The sequence below is a fragment of the Oceanobacillus sp. HCA-5259 genome (assembly GCF_037892815.1).
In the GTDB taxonomy this organism is placed as follows: Bacteria; Bacillota; Bacilli; order Bacillales; family Amphibacillaceae; genus Oceanobacillus; species Oceanobacillus indicireducens.
In genome coordinates this window covers 105,850-125,081 of the sequence record NZ_JBBKBV010000008.1, presented here as the reverse complement: position 1 = coordinate 125,081, position 19,232 = coordinate 105,850, and the positions used below count along the sequence as shown (strand labels likewise).

The 19,232-nt window shown below is 41.1% G+C and carries 15 protein-coding genes and 1 other annotated feature; of the genes, 1 reads left to right on the top strand and 14 read right to left on the bottom strand.

The genetic code is table 11. The annotated features are described in order from the left end of the window. Nucleotides 1–433: 433 nt before the first annotated feature. A complete protein-coding gene (locus WKU33_RS07265) occupies nt 434–3,091 on the bottom strand; it encodes a cation-translocating P-type ATPase (RefSeq protein ID WP_336251624.1) in 2,658 nt (885 codons plus the stop codon). Nucleotides 3,092–3,185: 94 nt separating this feature from the next. On the opposite strand from WKU33_RS07265, the gene WKU33_RS07260 reads away from it, so the two are divergent. Then, nucleotides 3,186–4,895, top strand: a complete 1,710-nt coding sequence (locus WKU33_RS07260; protein WP_156855513.1) for an Rqc2 family fibronectin-binding protein — start codon at nt 3,186–3,188, stop codon at nt 4,893–4,895. A gap of 206 nt (nt 4,896–5,101) precedes the next feature. On the opposite strand, the gene WKU33_RS07255 is transcribed toward WKU33_RS07260, so the two are convergent. The 13 genes from WKU33_RS07255 to WKU33_RS07195 all read right to left on the bottom strand — a co-directional run bounded on the left by WKU33_RS07255 (nt 5,102) and on the right by WKU33_RS07195 (nt 19,208). Next, nucleotides 5,102–5,524 carry an organic hydroperoxide resistance protein gene (locus tag WKU33_RS07255; RefSeq protein WP_156855514.1) on the bottom strand — a complete coding sequence of 141 codons (423 nt, stop codon included), beginning with the start codon at nt 5,522–5,524 and terminating at the stop codon, nt 5,102–5,104. Between the two features lie 60 nt (nt 5,525–5,584). After that, nucleotides 5,585–6,445 carry a LysR family transcriptional regulator gene (locus WKU33_RS07250; protein WP_156855515.1) on the bottom strand — a complete coding sequence of 287 codons (861 nt, stop codon included), beginning with the start codon at nt 6,443–6,445 and terminating at the stop codon, nt 5,585–5,587. Between the two features lie 861 nt (nt 6,446–7,306). Then, nucleotides 7,307–7,924: an orotate phosphoribosyltransferase gene (gene pyrE, locus WKU33_RS07245; RefSeq protein ID WP_156855516.1), complete on the bottom strand. Its 618-nt coding sequence runs from the start codon at nt 7,922–7,924 to the stop codon at nt 7,307–7,309. Continuing rightward, nucleotides 7,914–8,621 (bottom strand): orotidine-5'-phosphate decarboxylase, encoded by a 708-nt coding sequence (gene pyrF, locus WKU33_RS07240; protein WP_156855517.1) that lies wholly within the window; start codon nt 8,619–8,621, stop codon nt 7,914–7,916. The genes pyrE and pyrF overlap by 11 nt, the downstream gene beginning before the upstream one ends. Further along, nucleotides 8,618–9,529, bottom strand: coding sequence for a dihydroorotate dehydrogenase (locus WKU33_RS07235; RefSeq protein ID WP_336251682.1), 912 nt, complete (start codon nt 9,527–9,529; stop codon nt 8,618–8,620). Before WKU33_RS07235 ends, pyrF begins: the two co-directional genes overlap by 4 nt. Beyond that, a complete protein-coding gene (locus WKU33_RS07230) occupies nt 9,529–10,314 on the bottom strand; it encodes a dihydroorotate dehydrogenase electron transfer subunit (RefSeq protein ID WP_232334331.1) in 786 nt (261 codons plus the stop codon). Before WKU33_RS07230 ends, WKU33_RS07235 begins: the two co-directional genes overlap by 1 nt. Next, on the bottom strand, nt 10,311–11,549 hold the full coding sequence (locus WKU33_RS07225) for a dihydroorotase (protein WP_305080910.1): 1,239 nt from the start codon (nt 11,547–11,549) through the stop codon (nt 10,311–10,313). The genes WKU33_RS07230 and WKU33_RS07225 overlap by 4 nt, the downstream gene beginning before the upstream one ends. A gap of 10 nt (nt 11,550–11,559) precedes the next feature. Then, complete coding sequence (locus tag WKU33_RS07220) at nt 11,560–12,477, bottom strand: aspartate carbamoyltransferase catalytic subunit (protein WP_336251622.1); 918 nt, start codon at nt 12,475–12,477, stop codon at nt 11,560–11,562. Between the two features lie 153 nt (nt 12,478–12,630). Next, a complete protein-coding gene (pyrR, locus tag WKU33_RS07215; protein WP_340453904.1) occupies nt 12,631–13,173 on the bottom strand; it encodes a bifunctional pyr operon transcriptional regulator/uracil phosphoribosyltransferase PyrR in 543 nt (180 codons plus the stop codon). Nucleotides 13,174–13,337: 164 nt separating this feature from the next. Beyond that, complete coding sequence (locus tag WKU33_RS07210) at nt 13,338–14,249, bottom strand: RluA family pseudouridine synthase (RefSeq protein ID WP_340453903.1); 912 nt, start codon at nt 14,247–14,249, stop codon at nt 13,338–13,340. After that, nucleotides 14,246–14,725 (bottom strand): signal peptidase II, encoded by a 480-nt coding sequence (gene lspA / locus WKU33_RS07205; RefSeq protein ID WP_340453901.1) that lies wholly within the window; start codon nt 14,723–14,725, stop codon nt 14,246–14,248. The genes WKU33_RS07210 and lspA overlap by 4 nt, the downstream gene beginning before the upstream one ends. A 332-nt stretch (nt 14,726–15,057) precedes the next feature. Then, nucleotides 15,058–17,808, bottom strand: coding sequence for an isoleucine--tRNA ligase (gene ileS, locus WKU33_RS07200; protein ID WP_156855557.1), 2,751 nt, complete (start codon nt 17,806–17,808; stop codon nt 15,058–15,060). A gap of 617 nt (nt 17,809–18,425) precedes the next feature. Further along, nucleotides 18,426–18,648: a binding site (T-box leader), on the bottom strand. Between the two features lie 56 nt (nt 18,649–18,704). After that, entirely contained in the window at nt 18,705–19,208 is a 504-nt protein-coding gene (locus WKU33_RS07195) for a DivIVA domain-containing protein (protein ID WP_156855522.1), read from the bottom strand. Nucleotides 19,209–19,232: the final 24 nt, after the last annotated feature.

Sequence of the window (19,232 nt, the reverse complement as noted above, 5' to 3'; positions counted from 1 at the left end):
CTGGAATATTAAACAGTAATCCAAATCACGGTCTTTACTCGGAGCAGTCCAGACACCTCGAGACTCCAGCAGGAGGATAGGCATAGGTGAGACCCCACAGGGCGACAGCCCGAGGAGGCTCACCAGCCACCTGCGGAAAGCGAGAGGTGTCTGGACTGCGGACCTCCAGGAGAAGGTTGCACTTACGCTGAATGAAAGTAGTCAGTAGTTTTTTCGGTTATCTTTTGAAAGGGAATTAAAGGTAAAACGAACTAAGTTTAGAACCTTGTCTATAACTATAATAAATCGTCAGTTTTACTAATTTTTCCATAAGATAACTATTTCAGGCATAAAAAGTTGAGTTATGTATACCTTACCACGATTTCTTATTCCTGCGTAATGAAACATACCCGGATTCTCCTTGCAACGGGGCAAGAGGAAAACCGGGCAGGATTTATTTCTTCGTATAAGCGAATAGAATCGTCGGTAATAAACTTAATACAAGCACAATCAACCAATCTAATACTCCAAGTGCAGTAGTATGGAATATAGGTTGAAGTGGTGGCCAATATACGACAATGAGCAATAGCAGGACAGATGAAAGAACGGCAAATAGTAAATATTTATTTTCAAATGGATTCCGAGCAAAAATGGACTTTTCACTCCGACATTCAAATACATGAATGAGCTGTGCCATGACAAGTGTAGTAAAGGTCATCGTCCGTGCATAAGTGAGATTATCCGGATCATTATGATAAGCGAACAGGAAAGCAATTAAAGACACAAGACCGATCAAAATGCCTCTACTGACGATTTTATAACCAAGCCCTCTTGCAAAAACACCCTCTCTCGGATTACGCGGCTTTCGTTTCATAACATCTTCCTCGGATGTATCCATACCGAGCGCCATTGCCGGCAATCCATCTGTTACAAGGTTTACCCACAGTATTTGCACTGGGACAAGTGGCAGTGGCATTTTAAGCATGACAGCAAATAGCATGACAAGGATTTCTCCAACATTCGAGGCTAGTAAATAGCGAATGAACTTCCGGATATTCTCATAGATATTCCTTCCTTCATCAATTGCTGCTTTGATCGTTGCAAAGTTATCATCCATTAGAACGAGGGATGAAGCTTCTTTCGTTACATCGGTCCCGCTAATCCCCATACTAATGCCGATATCTGCAGCTTTGATAGATGGAGCGTCATTCACGCCGTCCCCTGTCATAGCCACAACATGTCCTCGACTCTGGAAAGCTTTTACAATTCTTAATTTGTGTTCCGGGGTTACTCTAGCGAAAACATAAATCTCTTCAATTTGTTTTTCCAATTCATGCTGGGTCATCTGATTTAATTCGCTTCCAGACACGGCACGACCCGATTCAGGCAGTAATTCCAGTTCCTTGGCTATTGCAGTAGCAGTATTCGCATGATCTCCAGTGATCATTACTGTTTTGATTCCAGCTTGTCTACAAGCAAGGATGGCTGGTTTTACTTCTTTACGCGGAGGATCGATCATCCCATATAATCCGATAAAAGTGATTTCTGTTTCTAGGAATGCGGCATCATCAAGCAATTCATCTTTCCGTAAAGGACGCACACCGATTCCGATAATCCTTAAAGCATCACTTGCCATCCGCTCTATAGCTTGATTGAATTTATCTTTCCCCGTTAAATCAAGGACTTTTCTACCATCTTTCGTTAAATGGAATGATGACCTTGGCAGCAATACATCGGGTGCTCCTTTTACGATAAGAAAACGTCTGCTATTCTCATCTTCCACAACGACACTCATCCGCTTTCTTTCCGAGTCAAAAGGAAATTCCTTCACTAATCGATATTCTGCTTTTATCGCTTCATTTAATCCAAATTTCCGAGCTGCGACAAGCAGGGCTCCATCAACGGGATCGCCATCGACTGTATATTGCCCATCTTGTAACTTTAAATTTGCCTGATTACAAAGAATGCCATAACGAAGCATCGCATCCAAGTTCGGATGGTCCCCATCGACAGTTTGATCTCCATTCAAAATTTCTCCATTAATCTGGTAACCTTCTCCTGTTAAATGGAGGAACTCTCCGTTCAGATAGAGCTTCTTAACGGTCATCTGATTCTCCGTCATCGTGCCTGTCTTATCTGAACAGATTACCGAAGCAGAACCTAATGTTTCAACGGAAGAAAGCTTGCGAACAATCGCTTTCCGTTTAATCATTCTTTGTACACCGAGGGATAGAGCGACAGTTACAATTGCTGGTAAGCCTTCTGGAATCGCTGCTACTGCTAAGGAAACGCCAGCTAGAACCATATGATAAAGCGGCCTACCTTGTAAAATTCCAAGAATAACAACTAATGCAGTGAGGAGAAATGCAACAATAATTAAAACTTTACCTAATTCCGCTAATTTCCGTTCGAGCGGTGTCATAATCTTCCTCGTTGTCATGATTAAGGATGCAATTTTACCCATTTCCGTCTGCATCCCTGTCCTTGTGACAATACCGATTCCTTGTCCCTTTGTTACTAAAGTGCCCATGAACGCCATATTCAGCTGGTCCTGTGGGTCGAGATCGGTCTCCGTCATAGCTTGTCCAATTTTGGCGACGGGTAAGGATTCACCAGTCAACGCCGATTCCTCAATTTCTAGGCTGTTCGCTTCTACAACTCGGATATCTGCCGGGATTCGGTCACCGCTTTGTATTTTCACTACATCCCCTGCCACGAGTTCACGTGAATTTATTTTTTTCCATTTTCCATTTCTTTTCACATTACTTATAGGTGCTGATAATTGTTTAATTTTCTCAAGGGAATCCTCCGCTTTCTGTTCCTGAAAATAGCCGATGCACCCATTTACAAGTACGATAATCATAATCGCTATCGCATCGACATATTCACCGAGCAAGCCGGCAATTAATGTGGCCCCTAAAAGCACAAGGACCATGAAATCCTGAAATTGCTTCAGAAACAGCAGCCAGCGGGATTGCTTCTTCTGGGCATCAAGTTCGTTCGCTCCAAATTTCTTTCTTCTTGCTTGTACTTGTTCTTCAGTTAGTCCTTGTGGGATAGTAACCTGTAATTTTTTTTCGACTTCATCTATATCTAATTGATACCATTTCATCAGCATTCCTCCAACCCTTTACTAATCCACTTCTACCCCATCTATATGCCGTACTCGTTCAATTAATGCTATAATTTACAATGAGGTGATTGATATGCCATTTGACGGTATTGTTACACGAGCAGTAACAAATGAATTACAAGATCTACTACTACCGGGGAAAATTTCAAAGATCTACCAACCGACAGCCCAAGAACTTATTTTTACGATTCGTAGTCAAGGAGTTAACCAAAGCCTACTCTTTTCCATACATCCAACGTATGCGCGGATCCATATAACAAAGGACAGCTACATCAATCCGAAAGAGCCGCCGATGTTTTGTATGGTGCTTAGAAAGCACCTTGGTGGCGCAACGATAAATTCGATTGAGCAAGATCGTTTGGAACGCGTCATAACTTTTTCTTTTACTACAAGAAATGAAATCGGTGACCAAAGTGAGAAACAGTTAATTGTTGAGCTGATGGGAAGACATAGTAATATCATTCTCGTGAATGAAGAGACGGGGAAAATTATTGACAGTATGAAACATATTTCCATGGCACAGAACCGCCATAGGACCATTCTCCCAGGACATGACTATGTTAAGCCGCCTGAGCAAGATAAGTTGAATCCATTAGAAATTGATGGTGAGGATCTGATTAAACGGATAGATTTCAATGCTGGTAAAATAGACAGACAACTTGTCCAGCATCTTACAGGCTACTCGCCTTTTATCACGAAAGAAATTGTAAGAAGGGCTAAACTTGGTGATATGTCCGTTTATAAGGAAAAGTTTGAAGAAATAAACCACGACGTTATTGCAAATAACTTTCAACCGGCAATCTATGTAAATGATCGTGAAGATTACCATGTTATAGAAATTACAACAGACAAACTAACAAAACAAAATTTCGATACGGTAAGTGAGATGCTAGACAATTTCTATTCCGGAAAAGCCGAAAGAGATAGAGTGAAGCAACAAGCGAAAGATCTTTCCCGCTTCATCCGTAATGAAATAAATAAAAACGAACGGAAGTTAAAAAAACATTACCAAACATTGAAAAAAGCTGAAAAAGCGGATGATTACCAAAAATACGGTGAACTGCTGACCGCTCATCTACATCTTGTAAAGCCAGGAGACACGGCTGTAAATGTAATCGATTATTATGATCCAGAACAGAATGAAGTGGAAATCGAACTTAATCCGCAACTTTCACCTAGTGAAAATGCCCAGCGCTTCTTTAAGAATTACCAAAAGCTAAAGAATTCAAGGAAAATTGTTCAGACAGAAATTAAAAAAACGGAAGAAGAAATTGATTACTTTGATCGGCTGCTACAACAGATTGATGTGGCTGGGGAAGAGGATATTGAGGAAATTAGAGAAGAACTTAGGGATGAAGGGTATTTAAGAAAACAACGGACAAAAAGCCGGAAGAACAAGGTTCAAAAACCGGTACCGGAAACATTTATCGCTTCTGATGGAACGGAAATTCTTGTCGGTAAGAATAATAAACAAAATGAGTATTTAACGATGAGGCTCGCACGTCGCGATGAGATTTGGCTGCATACGAAGGATATACCGGGCTCGCATGTTGTTGTTCGGCATACAGACCCCAGTGAGGAAACGTTACTCGAGGCGGCGAAACTTGCAGCTTATTTCAGTAAGTCACAAAATTCCTCTTCGGTTCCAGTTGATTACACGTTGATTCGTCATGTGAAAAAGCCAAACGGGGCGAAACCAGGCTATGTCACCTACGACAACCAAAAAACCCTATTCGTCACCCCCTCCGCCAAATTCGTAGAACAACATCGACAGAAAAAGTAATTTTTCGACACTGATACATTTATACTAATCCAATTGATTCGCTATGAATGGAAATCAAATTAGAGTGTATCCTAGGATCCAATACATTGAGACTCTAACTTGCGGACTTCCAGTAGAACGTTCTAGTCTATATGTAAATCTAGGTAATCAGACACAGAAAAGGATTATTCCTCGGAATGGGAATAATCCTTTTCTATGTGTATTAGTTATTCTACTGCTTGTGGAACTAGTTTGACGTCAACGTTCCCTCTTGTTGCTTTGGAATAAGGACAAGCTTGATGTGCCGCTTGAACTAGTTCCTCGGCATCTTCGGGGCTGACACCGCTGATTTTAACTTTCAACGTCACGCCTATTTTATTGCCACCATCACTTTCGTCCTTCATAAAACTAACCTCAGCAGTCGTTTCCGAATCAATCCGTTTATCTTTTTTAGAGGCAATGAGGTTCAATGCCCCGTCAAAACAAGCGGAATATCCAGCCGCAAATAATTGCTCTGGATTCGATCCTTTCCCATTCTTATCCTGCAAGGGATTAACAAGTTCAAGGTCTAATATGCCATCCGAAGACTTCACATGGCCTTCCCGTCCATTTTTAGCTGTTGCACTTGAAGTGAAGAGTACATCACTCATTAACTACCACTCCTTTTCAAATATAGTATATATCTTCCACATTTATAGAAAGATAAAACATTATAGAAATATAGTAGCAGTCAATGCTTCAATAAAATGATTCACTTGTGGCAGTTGTCTTGAATCTTCCTGATAACAAACCCATGTATCACGAGTAACGCTTTTTCCATCCAACATGAGAGGAAGATGCGGATATTCTTCCATCATAGAATCCGAAACACTCTTGGGCAGAACCGCCATACCTATTCCCTGCTTCATGAATTGCTTACACGTTTCAATCTGATCTACCGTCATCGTCTTCAGCGGTTTAATCGATGCTTGCTGATAGTAGAGCCAGTTATCAACTAATTCATGCATACTATCATCACTTTTAAATGAAATCAATGGCCTTTCCTTCACACCATCTTCTGGAAATGGTTCAGTGTCAAAAATATAAAGAGGGTCGGCAAATAGACGTATACAAGTGCTTTCCTTTAATTTATCGCCTCGGATAATGCAGACATCGTAATTTTTATGATCAAGTCGAATATCTTCACTAATACCTGTTACAAGATCGATAGCAACTTTTGGAAACTGATTTGTGTATGCTCCTAAAATCTTTGGTAGAAAGCGTTGACTAATTAGTGATGAACAGGCGATTGACAGTGTTCCATGTACTTCTTTACTAGACTTTGCAAGTTTATTTAATATATATTCTTCTCTGTCGATTACCTCTTTTGCGTGCTCTAAAATAATTTCACCTGCTGGAGTAAGTTTTAAACGTTTGGATGTTCTTAAAAATATTTGTACTCCGAAATATTCTTCAATATATTTTAAGCGCTGGGTAACGGCCGGTTGTGAAATAAGCACAACTTTTGCAGTGCCACGAATCGTACCAATTTCATTTAGTTTGATCAATAGTTCATAGTCCGTTATTTTCATGTTAACACCCTTATTTGATTTGGATACATCTATTATAAAGGAATCACGGATAAGATTCAGTAAATCGGAACAGGTGGAAACTGACAATTTAATGAATTTACAATTTAATTCTCGTAAAATAGCAAAAGAAAATTACTCCTATCAGCCCACGGTCTTGAAGTAACTACTTAGACATCACTAGTTAAATAAAAGTTTGTTAAAATGATCTGACAATCGCCTTCATTCAGCGTAAGTGAAGTTTTCATCTGGAGGTCCGCAGTCCTGACACCTCTCGCTTTCCGCGGGCAGCCGGGTTACTCCTCGTAAGCTTTGCGTACTGCGGAGTCTCACCTATGCCTTTTGACGAACAGGAAGTTCTAATGCCGGCGTTGGTCACAGGACGTGACCGTTCTTAGACGGCCTTCTGCAGAGTCTCGAGGTGTCTGGACTGCTCCGAGGAACGGCCATATTTGGCTCACTATTTCAGATTATTCTCCCATTAGCACGTACATGTTACTTTAATCGGAAAATAACATGGGGTTATTCTCCCATCAGTGCGTTCATCTTACTTTAATCGGAAAATAACCCGGAGTTATCTTCCCATCAGTGCGGTCATCTTAATTTAATGGGAAAACAACATCTATCCGCCGGGTAACTGAACGGCGGTTAGAGCATTGAAATAAAGGAGCGAGTCCAAGCTTTTACGCTGAATATAGGAATAAGTCGTTAAGAATGAGTTATTGGAAAAACGTATCAAGTTGATAAAATTAATATTATTAGCTTGATGGATCATCGTTTTTACTGGTTACAATATGAATAATTACTGTTCCAGACTGCGGAGTAATAAAAAAACCGAATGAAAGGATTTCCCTTCACTCGGTGTTAGTTTAATGTATCTCGCCAGTTTAATAATTCATGCATTTCTTCTTTACTTAAATTTCCACTAACCGTTAATGCTTCTAGTAGTTCATCAAAATTCGTTACGGTTTCGTGAATGAAATTAGCTGCTTTGAAGTTAGACGAGGCTTTTTCTAATCCGTAAGAAAAAATAGCCAACACACCGGTAACATCTGCTCCAGCAGCAGTGAGAGCTTGTGCAGCTTGAATCGCGGATCCACCTGTCGAAATAAGGTCTTCTATGACAACGACACGCTGACCGGGCTCGATGATTCCTTCAATTTGATTTCCTTTCCCGTGGGCTTTCGGTTTGGAACGTACATAAACAAGCGGCAAGTCAAGCGCAGTGCTTAACCATGCTGCGTGCGGAATCCCTGCTGTAGCACAACCAGCGATTACGTCTGGCCTCCAATTATTTGCTTCTAGTCGGGCGATAAATCCATCTGTAACTTTTTTGCGAATTTCCGGGTATGACATAATTAGTCGATTGTCACAATAAATCGGTGATTTCACACCAGAAGTCCAAGTGAAATAATCCTTCACATTAATTTGTACTGCGCGAATATCCAGTAAGTCTTGGACAAGTTCTTTTTCAATTACCATGTATAACAGTCTCCTTTATCGCTTTATGATAAGCTGCTTTCGGATTAGCGGCTCTAGTGATGCTTCTTCCCATCACAAGGTAGTCGGCTCCTAATCGTCTTGCCTCAGAAGGAGTTGCGACCCTTTCTTGATCATCTCGTTCAGATGTCTTTAAACGGATTCCTGGCGTTACCGTTAAAAAGTCATCCCCACATAATCGCTTAATTCCTTCTGCCTCGTGAACGGAACAAACAACACCGTCAGCCCCACTTGCTTTAGAAAGGCTCGCTAGCTTCTCGACCTGCTCATCCAATGCAAGTTGAAGCCCTAGTTCCTCCTGCATGGCTCGCTCATTCATCGACGTAAGTATTGTGACTGCAAGCAGTTTCGTTTGACTAGCGCCACCTGCAAGCAATCCCTCTTTCGCGCGTTTGATCATTTCTGAACCACCAAGGGCATGTACATTGACGATATCCACATCCAACTTCGCTAAATTCTTCATTGCCCGTTGAACCGTTGTCGGGATATCATGGAGTTTTAAATCAAGGAAAATCGAATGATTATTCGCCTTCAATTTTTCAATCATCGCGATTCCTTCCCTGTAAAAAAGCTCCATCCCGACTTTTACCGGCACACCTTGCAAATTATAACGGGTAAGGAATTGTTCCGTTTCCTCCCAATCTGGAAAATCTAATGCTAGATAAATTGAGTTCGTCATTCAATAACCGCCTTTCCAACCGCTTCTTTAACCGAGCTGAAACCATATTTCCGCAGTACTTCCGGCAACTCTGAAATAAGTTCTGGAAGGATAAGTGGATTTTGAAAATTTGCTGTTCCGACTGCAACTGCATTTGCTCCAGCGAGCAGGAATTCAAGTACATCTTCTACCGTTTGAATTCCCCCCATACCGATAATCGGAATGTTTGTTGCTTGTCTTACCTCATAAATCATCCGGATTGCAATCGGCTTTATTGCCGGACCAGAAAGGCCGCCTGTTTTATTTGCAATAAGTGGACGCCTTGACGGGAGATGCAGCTGCATGCCTGTTAAGGTATTAATCATCGTCAGTCCATCTGCACCAGCTTCTTCCACCGCTTTTGCCATCGCAACAATATTAGACACATTCGGGGAAAGCTTCACATAAACAGGTTTATTACTTGCTTGCTTTACCTTTTCTGTAACATGCTTTGCCATTTCGGGGTCTGTTCCAAATTGAATCCCGCCTTCTTTCACATTCGGGCAGGAAATGTTTAGTTCCAGTGCATGTACATCTGAGGTTTGATTAAATTTAGTTGCAACTTCTTCATATTCTTCAACCGTGCTACCGGCAACATTTGCTATGACAGCTGTATCATAATTTGCTAGAAATGGTACTTCTTCTTTAATAATCTTAGCTACTCCAGGATTCTGTAAACCAATTGCATTAAGCATCCCACTACTCGTTTCTGCAACCCTTGGTGTTGAATTTCCTGGGCGCTCCTCCCCTGTAGCAGCTTTCATCATGACAGCACCGAGTAGGCTTAGGTCATAAAATTTACTATACTCTCTGCCAAACCCGAAGCAGCCCGAAGCAGGCATAAGAGGATTTTTTAATTTTAAGCCGGGCAATTCGACTTGTAAATCAATCATAAAATGACCTCCTCAGCTGCAAAGACTGGCCCATCATGGCAGATTTTCTTGTAGCCACCTTCTGTTGTTGGTATAACACAAGCTGCACACGCACCGATTGTGCAACCCATTCGTTCCTCCAAAGAAATATAGCCCGTTTTATTATGCAATTGTGTAGTTAACGCTCGTAGCATGCCCGTCGGCCCACATGCATAATAAGCATTGAAACTAGGAACGCCAGTCACTGCATCTGTCACAAATCCTTTCATTCCATAAGAGCCGTCATCCGTTACAATAAACGTCTCTCCTAAACTTGCGAATTCCTTTTCATAGAAAACATATTCACTGGATTGAAAGCCAAGAATGGAAACAATCTTAATTCCTCCTTGCTTCTTTAATTGTTTACCAAGATAGTATAATGGCGGCACACCAATTCCCCCGCCAATTAATAACACTTTAGTCATTTCTCCTGACCTTAGAGGAAAACTATTACCATTCGGACCGAAACAGTCAATTTCTGCTCCAGGGATAAATCCAGCAAGTTCATCTGTTCCTTTTCCCATAATTTTAAATAATAGAGTTAATTCCTGCTTGTTCCGATCAATATTTGCAATGGAAATCGGTCGGGGCAACGTATGGTTTGGTAAGGCGATCGAGATAAATTGACCTGGTTTTGCCACTTCCGTTATATAATTATCCGTAAGCTTCATTTCAATCGTATCTTTGGCAATTTCTCGTATTTCTAAAAGTTTCATTTTGACTTTACGCATATTTTTCCAGCCCTCATTTTCTGTATTGTTCATAGCTGAAGGAAGACGGATTCGTCTTCGTATACAACTTTCCCACCTGCGATTGTGAGTACCGGTTTTCCAAATACGGTCCAACCGTTAAATGGTGTATTTTTCCCCTTGGAATAAAACGTATGTTTATCAATCGTCCATTCTTCGGTTAAATCGATTAGAGTGATATCTGCAAACTCAGCAACCTCAAGCCGACCATATGGCAGTCCAAAAACTTCCGCCGGCTTAACCGTCAGATAGTCGACAAGCAGCTTCAAGCTTAATTTTCCTGTCTTTACTAAATGGGTGTAAAGTAGTGGGAATGCTGTTTCGAGTCCAGTAATCCCAAATGGTGCTTGTAAGAAACCAAGGGCTTTCTCATCTTCAGCATGAGGTGCATGGTCAGTCGCAATTAGATCAATCGTACCATCAAGTAACCCTTCAAGTAATGCTTCCTGGTCTTCTTTTGCCCGTAATGGTGGATTCATCTTAAAGTTAGCGTCGTTTGATAAAATATCTTGTTCATTTAGTATTAAATGATGTGGTGTCACTTCAGCTGTTACGTTAATCCCCGCCCGCTTCGCATCCCGAATAACTCGAACAGATTCTTTCGTACTGACATGGCATACATGATAATGACAGCCTGCTGCTTCAGCTAACAGGACGTCCCTTGCAATCTGCACAGATTCACTGATTCCGGGTAGACCTGGCAAATTAAGGCGTTCACTCACTTCCCCGTCATGAACAACTCCATTATAGACAATCGAATTATCCTCACAGTGAGCGACAATCGCTTTACCAAGCTTTACGGCCCGCTTCATTGCTTGCAGCATGAGGTCAGCAGTCTGGACACCGACCCCATCATCCGTGTAGGCAAAAGCTTCCCCGAGACTTTCTAAATCTGTAAGTTCTTTTCCTTCGAGTCCTTTTGTAATAGAAGCATATGGAAGGACACGTATAATTGCATCCTCTTCAATCTTTGCTAGTAAATTATCTATTTTTTCACGATTGTCTGGGACAGGATTTGTATTCGGCATGGCAGCAACTGTCGTAAAGCCTCCTCTAGCAGCTGCCATTGTCCCCGTTTGAATCGTCTCCTTATGTTCTCCGCCAGGTTCTCTTAAATGAATGTGGACATCGATGAAACCTGGTAAGGCGAGTTTTCCTTGTCCATCGATTACTTCTTCCGCACTGACATTTACTTTATCGGCAATTTCCGATATCTTATTATACTCTATTAATATTTCTTTTTGGATCATTTCACCTGTCTCAGATAGCAGTTTGATATTTTTCAGTAGCTTTTTCACTTAAAATCCCCCATTCATTCAATACATTGATGATGATTGCCATTCTTACGTAAACTCCGTTGTTCATCTGTTTAAAGATTCGTGACCGTTCACATTCCACGAGTTCCGTATCAATCTCCACGCCGCGGTTAATCGGAGCCGGATGCATAATGATTGCGTTATCTTTCATTCTGCTTTCCCTCTCTTTTGTTAATCCGTATTGCTCTAAATAGTCATACGTATTCACCGAATGTTCGTGGCGCTCATGCTGAATCCGTAAAAGCATGACAACATCACACACTTCAACCGCTTCATCAATTGGAAGATAAGGAAATTCTAATACATCTCTTTCCATCCCCTGTGCCGCACTTAAATATACTTCCGCCCCAAGTTTCTGTAAACAAACAGCATTTGACCTTGCTACTCTGCTATGCTTGACATCTCCTGCGATCGCGATTTTCAAGCCTTCAAATGTTTTAAATTCTTGATAAATCGTTAGTAAATCAAGCATCGTTTGAGTCGGATGCTCTTTCGTCCCTGCTCCACCATTAATTAACGGAATCGACATTTTTGCTTCCAATTCTTTATACCAATCGTCTTCTTCGTGGCGGACAACTAAGAAGTCGGCTCCGATTGCTTCAAAGGTCTTTGCCGTATCATAGAGGGATTCCCCTTTCAATACTGATGAGTTTTGCGAGTGGAAATCCAGATTTTCTATCCCTAATTTTCTCTCCGCTACTACGAAACTCATTTTCGTTCTTGTGCTCGGTTCAAAGAACAGATTAGCCGCAAATAGTTGCCGTTCCAGTTTGTAATCGTTGTTTCGAAGTTTCTCTGCATCCTGTAAAATGGAATAAATCTCCTCGGTTGTCAATTGGTCTACTGAAATAAAATGTCTCATCTTTCTCCCTCCATTTTTTCGAATAGCTTAAATTGGCATAAAAAAATCTTCTTGCAATAAGGCTGCAAGAAGATAGACATGTCCCGTGTATCAGACATGTAAAATCGCAACCTTTTAAATCTCTCTGGATTTAGTTAAAAGTTGTTTCGTTATTCATTTTTCATAAATGGAAACATGGTCATCTTCATCTACTTCATCTAACTGAACGACAATAATTTCCTTCTCTGATGTAGGTATGTTCTTTCCTACATAATCTGCACGAATCGGTAATTCACGATGTCCCCGGTCTATCAACACACCGAGCTGAATCTGGGATGGTCTCCCAAGGTCAATTACTGCATCCATCGCTGCACGGACCGTTCGTCCGGTATACAGCACATCATCTACTAGGACAACAAGTTTCCCACTAACATCTACATTGATACTAGAAGATTTCAGTTCGGGTTCATCAGTACTCGTCACCTTTTCCAGGTCGTCACGGTATAGTGTAATGTCCAGTTCACCCGTGGGAACGGTAATATTTTCAATTTGTTTAATTTTTTGCTGGAGACGGTTTGCAAGTGGTACCCCACGCGTTTTGATTCCGACAAGGATCAGGTCATCTGCTCCTTTATTTTTTTCAAGTATTTCATGAGCCATCCGCGTTAGCGCCCGGTTCATTGCTGGGGCATCAAGAACGGTTGCTTTCTTCTTCATTCGCTTGATTTCCTCCTATGTTCTCCATATAAATAATCCCTTTTTCACACGAGGAAAAAGGGATTCATAAAATGACAGCATTTTTACCGATCCTTTTTAGCCTCACGGGACTATGATTAAAGGTCTTCTTATTTCATATATTATTTCAAACTTTGATTCATATGTCAATACATTTTCTCAATTATTTTTAACGCATCATTGAAATAGGTCGGGATGGCTGATTCGAATTCCAGCCATTTTCCTGTGATCGGATGGGTGAAACTAACCTTTTTGGCATGGAGCGCTTGACCACCCAAATCAATCGTCTTTCTAGGACCATATAATGGATCTCCAACAAGCGGATAACCGATATATCTCATATGCACACGGATTTGGTGCGTTCTTCCAGTCTCCAGCTTACATTCAATAAATGAATAATCAGGGAAATGTTTCAATACATGAAAATTGGTAACAGCTGACTTGCCATTATCAACGACAGCCATCCGTTGTCTATTCTTCGGATCTCTTCCGATTGGAGCGTCAATTATCCCTGTTTCATGAGGGATTTCTCCATGAACAAGCGCAATATACTTCCTTTCCACTTCCCGGTTTGCAAATTGCTCTGATAAGCCGATATGTGCTTGATCGTGTTTCGCAACAACTAATAATCCGCTCGTATCCTTATCTAATCGGTGGACAATCCCTGGCCGCTCTACACCATTAATACCTGAAAGATCGTTACAGTGGTAAAGGAGTGCATTCACTAAAGTTCCTGAGCCATGTCCAGCTGACGGGTGTACGACCATTCCTCGCGGTTTATTCACGACAAGCAGGTCACTGTCCTCATACATAATATCAAGTGGAATATTTTCCGCTGTAATTTCAAGAGCTTTCACTTCCGGAATTTGCCACTCAATGACGTCCCCTTCTTCGCATTTATAATTTGCTTTAACTTGTCGTTCATTCACCTCCACGTAGCCCTCCGCAATCCATGTCTGAATTTGGGACCGGGAGCGGTCGGGATTTATTTCAGATAACAGCTTATCTATCCTTATTTGATTTTGTTCCGGTGTTACAGTATGGGTTTGAAAACTCATGCTTTTTCCTTTTCCTTCCTTTTTTCATTTCGTTCCTCAATAATTGTTACAATAATAATTAAGATTACACCGATTGTCAGTGCCGAGTCCGCAACATTAAAGATGGGGAAATTATAATTAAAAATAGTAAAATCAGCAAAATCCACTACTTCATGTCTGAACAATCGATCGATAAAGTTACCAATTGCTCCCCCAATAATAATACCTAAGGAGATTCCGAGTAGTTTATTATCATGGGCATATTTATGCATATAGTAAACGGCTGCGGCAATAAATACGAGGGTAATGATATAAAAGAAAATCATTTGTCCTTCTAAAATCCCCCAGGCTGCTCCACTATTACGGTGTGAAGTTAAATGAAAGAATCCATCAATGATAGGAATGCTTTCTCCAAGTTCCATATTAATAATAACCAGCCATTTCGTAATTTGATCCAGTGCAATAATCGCTAAGGCGATGAGATAATATGTCAGCATGCAGCAACCTCCGAAAAATGCTTCGATTAATTTTTTTCCTTTATTTATCTTATACTGTACAGATATGAAACACAAGACAGAACCTCTCATGCCTGAAAACACGAGTGTTCTTGGTTTATTCGTAAAGTGAAACTTCATTCAGTGGGGAATCCTTCCCCCTATTGAATGTTAGTTGAACAGAATCAGGTATTTACGGACTGTATAGCCCCCACCTTCACATGTTGGGCTTTCCTCCTGTTTAGAAGTAGGGGTAGACAGACCGTTAATGCGTGATAAACATGAGTTATCAAATGAAAAGACTGCTCCTTCAAGTAGAAAGAGCAGTCTTGTTATTAAGCTTCGTAATATTCCTTAACAACAGATGCACAGCGGGTACAAAGGGTTGGATGATCTTGGTCCTCTCCGACTGTTTCGGATGATACCCAGCAACGTTCACATTTTTCACCAGGATGTACCTCGACAAGTACGTTTACATAGCGGTATTCTTTCGCTTTTGGTTCTTCACCTTTAATTACTGCCTCTGAAACAATTAAGTATTGATGGAGATATTCCATTGATTCCAATACTTTCTTCGTTTCTTCATCGCGGGGAACCAATGTCACTTTAGCTTCTAATGGTTTACCGATCAATTTGTCATTTCTGGCTTCTTCTAATGCTTTCAATACATCATCGCGAACGTTCATGAATTGATCCCATTTCGCTTTGTCTAATCCTTTTATTCCTCTTGGTTCCGGGATATCTGTCAATTGGACATACTTCTCTTCGACCCCCGGAATGTATTCCCATACTTCTTCAGCCGTATGCGGAATAATAGGTGTAAGCAGCTTAACAAGTGTTGTCAAGATTTCATAAAATGCGGTTTGGATACTACGTCTGCGTCTATCGTCCGGTTTCTCGATATAGAGAATATCTTTCGCAAAGTCCAAGTAGAAGGAACTTAAATCTACGGAACAGAAGTTATGAACTTCGTGGAAGATTGGCGAGTATTCATAAACCTCGTAAGAATTACGTGCATCAGCCAATACTTCCTGCAAACGATTAAGCATGAATAGATCAATTTCTTCCATCTCTGACTCAGGTACCTGATCCGTTGCAGGGTTAAAATCAGCTAAGTTTGCCAACATGAAGCGGAATGTATTTCTAATCTTCCGGTATGCTTCTGAGGTTTGTTTTAGAATATCATCAGAAATTCTAACGTCAGCCTGGTAATCGACTGATGCAACCCAAAGACGCAAAATGTCTGCACCTAATTGTTTCAATACTTTACCTGGAACGATGACGTTTCCTAATGATTTACTCATTTTCCTGCCATCTCCATCAAGGACAAATCCGTGACTGACAATTGATTTATAAGGCGCTTTACCTGTTACAGCAACTGCTGTAGAGATGGATGAGTTGAACCAACCACGATACTGGTCACTACCTTCTAAATAAATATCAGCTGGGCGGCGGTGATCTTTACGATTCATTAATACTCCTTCATGGGTTGAACCGGAGTCAAACCATACGTCCATAATGTCGGTTTCTTTCGTAAACTCTCCATTTGGACTATGCGGAGAAGTAAATCCTTCCGGCAATAGATCTTTCGCTTCTTTTTCAAACCAGATATTAGAACCATGCTCTCTAAATAGTTCAGATACATGACTAATCGTTTCTTCTGTAATGATTGGTGTATTATCCTCCGCGTAAAAAACTGGAATTGGTACGCCCCAAGTTCGTTGTCTTGAAATGACCCAGTCTTCACGGTCTCTTACCATGTTATACAGGCGGGTTTCTCCCCATTTCGGGAACCATTCGACATTTTTAATTTCTTCAAGAATATCTTGACGGAAATCTTTAATCGATGCAAACCATTGTGGTGTTGCACGGAAAATAGTCGGTTTCTTTGTCCGCCAGTCATGAGGATAGGAATGCGTAATGAAGGTAAGTTTTAATAATGCACCGACTTCCTCTAACTTCTCTGTTATTGCTTTATTCGCTTTATCATAGAACATTCCTTCAAAACCTGGTGCTTCGTCTGTAAATACTCCACGGTCATCAATTGGAGAAAGTGCGTCAAGTCCATAACTCTGAGCTACATAGAAATCATCTTCCCCGTGTCCTGGTGCAGTATGGACACAACCAGTACCAGCTTCTGTCGTTACATGGTCCCCAAGCATGACAAGTGAATCACGGTCATAGAATGGGTGGCTTGCGACAACTTTATCAATTTCTTGTCCTTTAAACTGTTTAACAACCTGTGGATTGCTCCACCCTAGCTCTTCAGCCACCGTCTCAAGCAATGATTCAGCAACTACATATTTTTCGTTCTCGACTTCTGCTACGACATATTCGAGGTCCGGGTGAACACTGATTCCAAGGTTAGCTGGAAGTGTCCATGGTGTTGTTGTCCAGATAACAATTTTTTCTCCTTCAGTTAACACATCTTTTCCATCTTTTACTTCGAACGTAACATAAATGGATGGGGAGCGTTTGTCATAGTATTCAATTTCCGCTTCAGCAAGTGCTGACTCAGACGAAGGAGACCAATTAACTGGCTTTAATCCTTTATAAATGTAGCCTTTTTTCGCCATTTCACCGAATACTTTAATTTGTGCAGCTTCAAAGTCTTTTGTGAGTGTGATATAAGGATTATCCCAGTCACCGCGGACACCTAATGATTTAAACTGCGTCCGTTGATTGTCAATTTGCTCTAATGCATACTCTTCACAGAGCTTACGGAATTCCGGTACAGGGATTTCCTTTCGGTTAATCTTCTTTTTCTTTGTGAGTGCCGTTTCAATCGGTAATCCGTGCGTATCCCAACCAGGAATATATGGTGCATGGTAACCGGTCATCGACTTATAACGAATGATGAAGTCTTTTAATATTTTGTTTAAGGCATGCCCGATATGCAAATCTCCATTCGCATATGGTGGTCCATCATGAAGAATAAATAATGGGCGACCTTTCGTACGTTCCTGCACTTTTTCATAAATATTATCTTCTTCCCATTGTTCACGGCGTACGGGTTCTTTATTTGGTAAGTTTCCACGCATTGGGAACTTTGTTTTCGGCATCATTAAGGTTTCTTTATAATCCATCATGCATTTCCTCCTTCAAATTCTTTTCGGCATAATTTATAAACAAATCATCATAACTCAACTTTCACCGTCTGAAACAACTAATTATTCCTTTCATTCAGCGTAAGTGCGCAACTCTCTTTCCGGGGTCCGCAGTCCAGACACCTCTCGCTTTCCGCGGGCGGCTGGTGAGCCTCCTCGGGCTAACGCCCTGTGGGGTCTCACCTAGGCCTATCCTCCCGCAGGAGTCTCGAGGTGTCTGGACTGCTCCCAGGGAAGGCCGAATTTGGAACACTATTTTTCATTTAAGGAATAGAACTCTCATCATAGTGGGATAGTTTCCGTTAATAATAACCCTCTCTACCAGTTCAGTTGCCCGGTGGACGGTGACTCCTGCGGGAATAGCACGAGTCCGGAGACCCCGCAGGAAGCGGTTTTCTTCCGAGGCAGACTAAGAACGCTCTCGTATGTGGCAACGTCTGACATTAACGTCCTGTGCGTCGAGGCTTCGGCTGTGCCTTAGGATGCGCATCCGTCCGCCGGGCAACTGAACGGTAATTAGAACGCCAATAAAATGAATGAAAGCAATTGGTTTTAGTATGAAAGTTGAGTGGTAACAAAAAAGTCCTCTCTATCCCAAAAGGGACGAGAAGACTCGCGGTACCACCCTTATAAATTTAAATGACATATTTAAATTCACTCAAGAATCTCTTAACGGTGATGAGCCGTCCACTATTACTATCATTTCATAGTGGATACATCAGGAGTGATGTTCTAAAAGCTATCTGTATCAGGCTTCCACCTTTCCCTGACTCGCTTATCAGACATATACTTTTATACTGTCTCCGTCACTGTATCTATCACATAATGTTTACTTGTATGAATTATATGTAAAAATTCCTTCGTCGTCAAGCCTACTACGCGTTATTTTTTAATAATTCATCCTCATCACCAATTTCAGCTTCGAAAAGCTCGTCCCAATCGTTCGTTTCAATCATATCAAGCTGTGCTTCGACAATTGCTTTCAGGCGGGTGCGGAATACTTTCGCTTGTTTCTTCAATTCCTCCACATCCATTGCAATTCGTCTTGATTTGCTTAATGCTTCGTTAATGATGCGATCTGCATTCTTTTCAGCTTCTTTAATGATTAGCTTAGATTCTTTCGTTGCGTTGCCCTTCACTTCCTCAGCAGTTTCCTGTGCAACAAGGATTGATCTATTTAAGGTCTCTTCAATATTCGTGAAATGACCTAACTTTTCTTCAAGCAGGTCAACTTTCTCTTCTAAATTCTTCTTTTCCCTTATGACCATTTCATAATCTTTCACGACTTGATCAAGGAATTCATTGACCTCATCTTCATCATAACCACGGAACTTACTTGAAAACTCTTTATTATGAATATCTAACGGTGTTAACGGCACAAAGGCCACCTCCCTAAGTATAAG

What these genes read in the sequence shown, in the direction of transcription:
- WKU33_RS07265 (WP_336251624.1), bottom strand. Translation starts at nt 3,091, where the DNA reads ATGAAATGGTATCAATTAGATATAGATGAAGTCGAAAAAAAATTACAG.
- WKU33_RS07260 (WP_156855513.1), top strand. Translation starts at nt 3,186, where the DNA reads ATGCCATTTGACGGTATTGTTACACGAGCAGTAACAAATGAATTACAA.
- WKU33_RS07255 (WP_156855514.1), bottom strand. Translation starts at nt 5,524, where the DNA reads ATGAGTGATGTACTCTTCACTTCAAGTGCAACAGCTAAAAATGGACGG.
- WKU33_RS07250 (WP_156855515.1), bottom strand. Translation starts at nt 6,445, where the DNA reads ATGAAAATAACGGACTATGAACTATTGATCAAACTAAATGAAATTGGT.
- pyrE (WP_156855516.1), bottom strand. Translation starts at nt 7,924, where the DNA reads ATGGTAATTGAAAAAGAACTTGTCCAAGACTTACTGGATATTCGCGCA.
- pyrF (WP_156855517.1), bottom strand. Translation starts at nt 8,621, where the DNA reads ATGACGAACTCAATTTATCTAGCATTAGATTTTCCAGATTGGGAGGAA.
- WKU33_RS07230 (WP_232334331.1), bottom strand. Translation starts at nt 10,314, where the DNA reads ATGAACAATACAGAAAATGAGGGCTGGAAAAATATGCGTAAAGTCAAA.
- WKU33_RS07225 (WP_305080910.1), bottom strand. Translation starts at nt 11,549, where the DNA reads ATGATCCAAAAAGAAATATTAATAGAGTATAATAAGATATCGGAAATT.
- WKU33_RS07220 (WP_336251622.1), bottom strand. Translation starts at nt 12,477, where the DNA reads ATGAGACATTTTATTTCAGTAGACCAATTGACAACCGAGGAGATTTAT.
- pyrR (WP_340453904.1), bottom strand. Translation starts at nt 13,173, where the DNA reads ATGAAGAAGAAAGCAACCGTTCTTGATGCCCCAGCAATGAACCGGGCG.
- WKU33_RS07210 (WP_340453903.1), bottom strand. Translation starts at nt 14,249, where the DNA reads ATGAGTTTTCAAACCCATACTGTAACACCGGAACAAAATCAAATAAGG.
- lspA (WP_340453901.1), bottom strand. Translation starts at nt 14,725, where the DNA reads ATGCTGACATATTATCTCATCGCCTTAGCGATTATTGCACTGGATCAA.
- ileS (WP_156855557.1), bottom strand. Translation starts at nt 17,808, where the DNA reads ATGGATTATAAAGAAACCTTAATGATGCCGAAAACAAAGTTCCCAATG.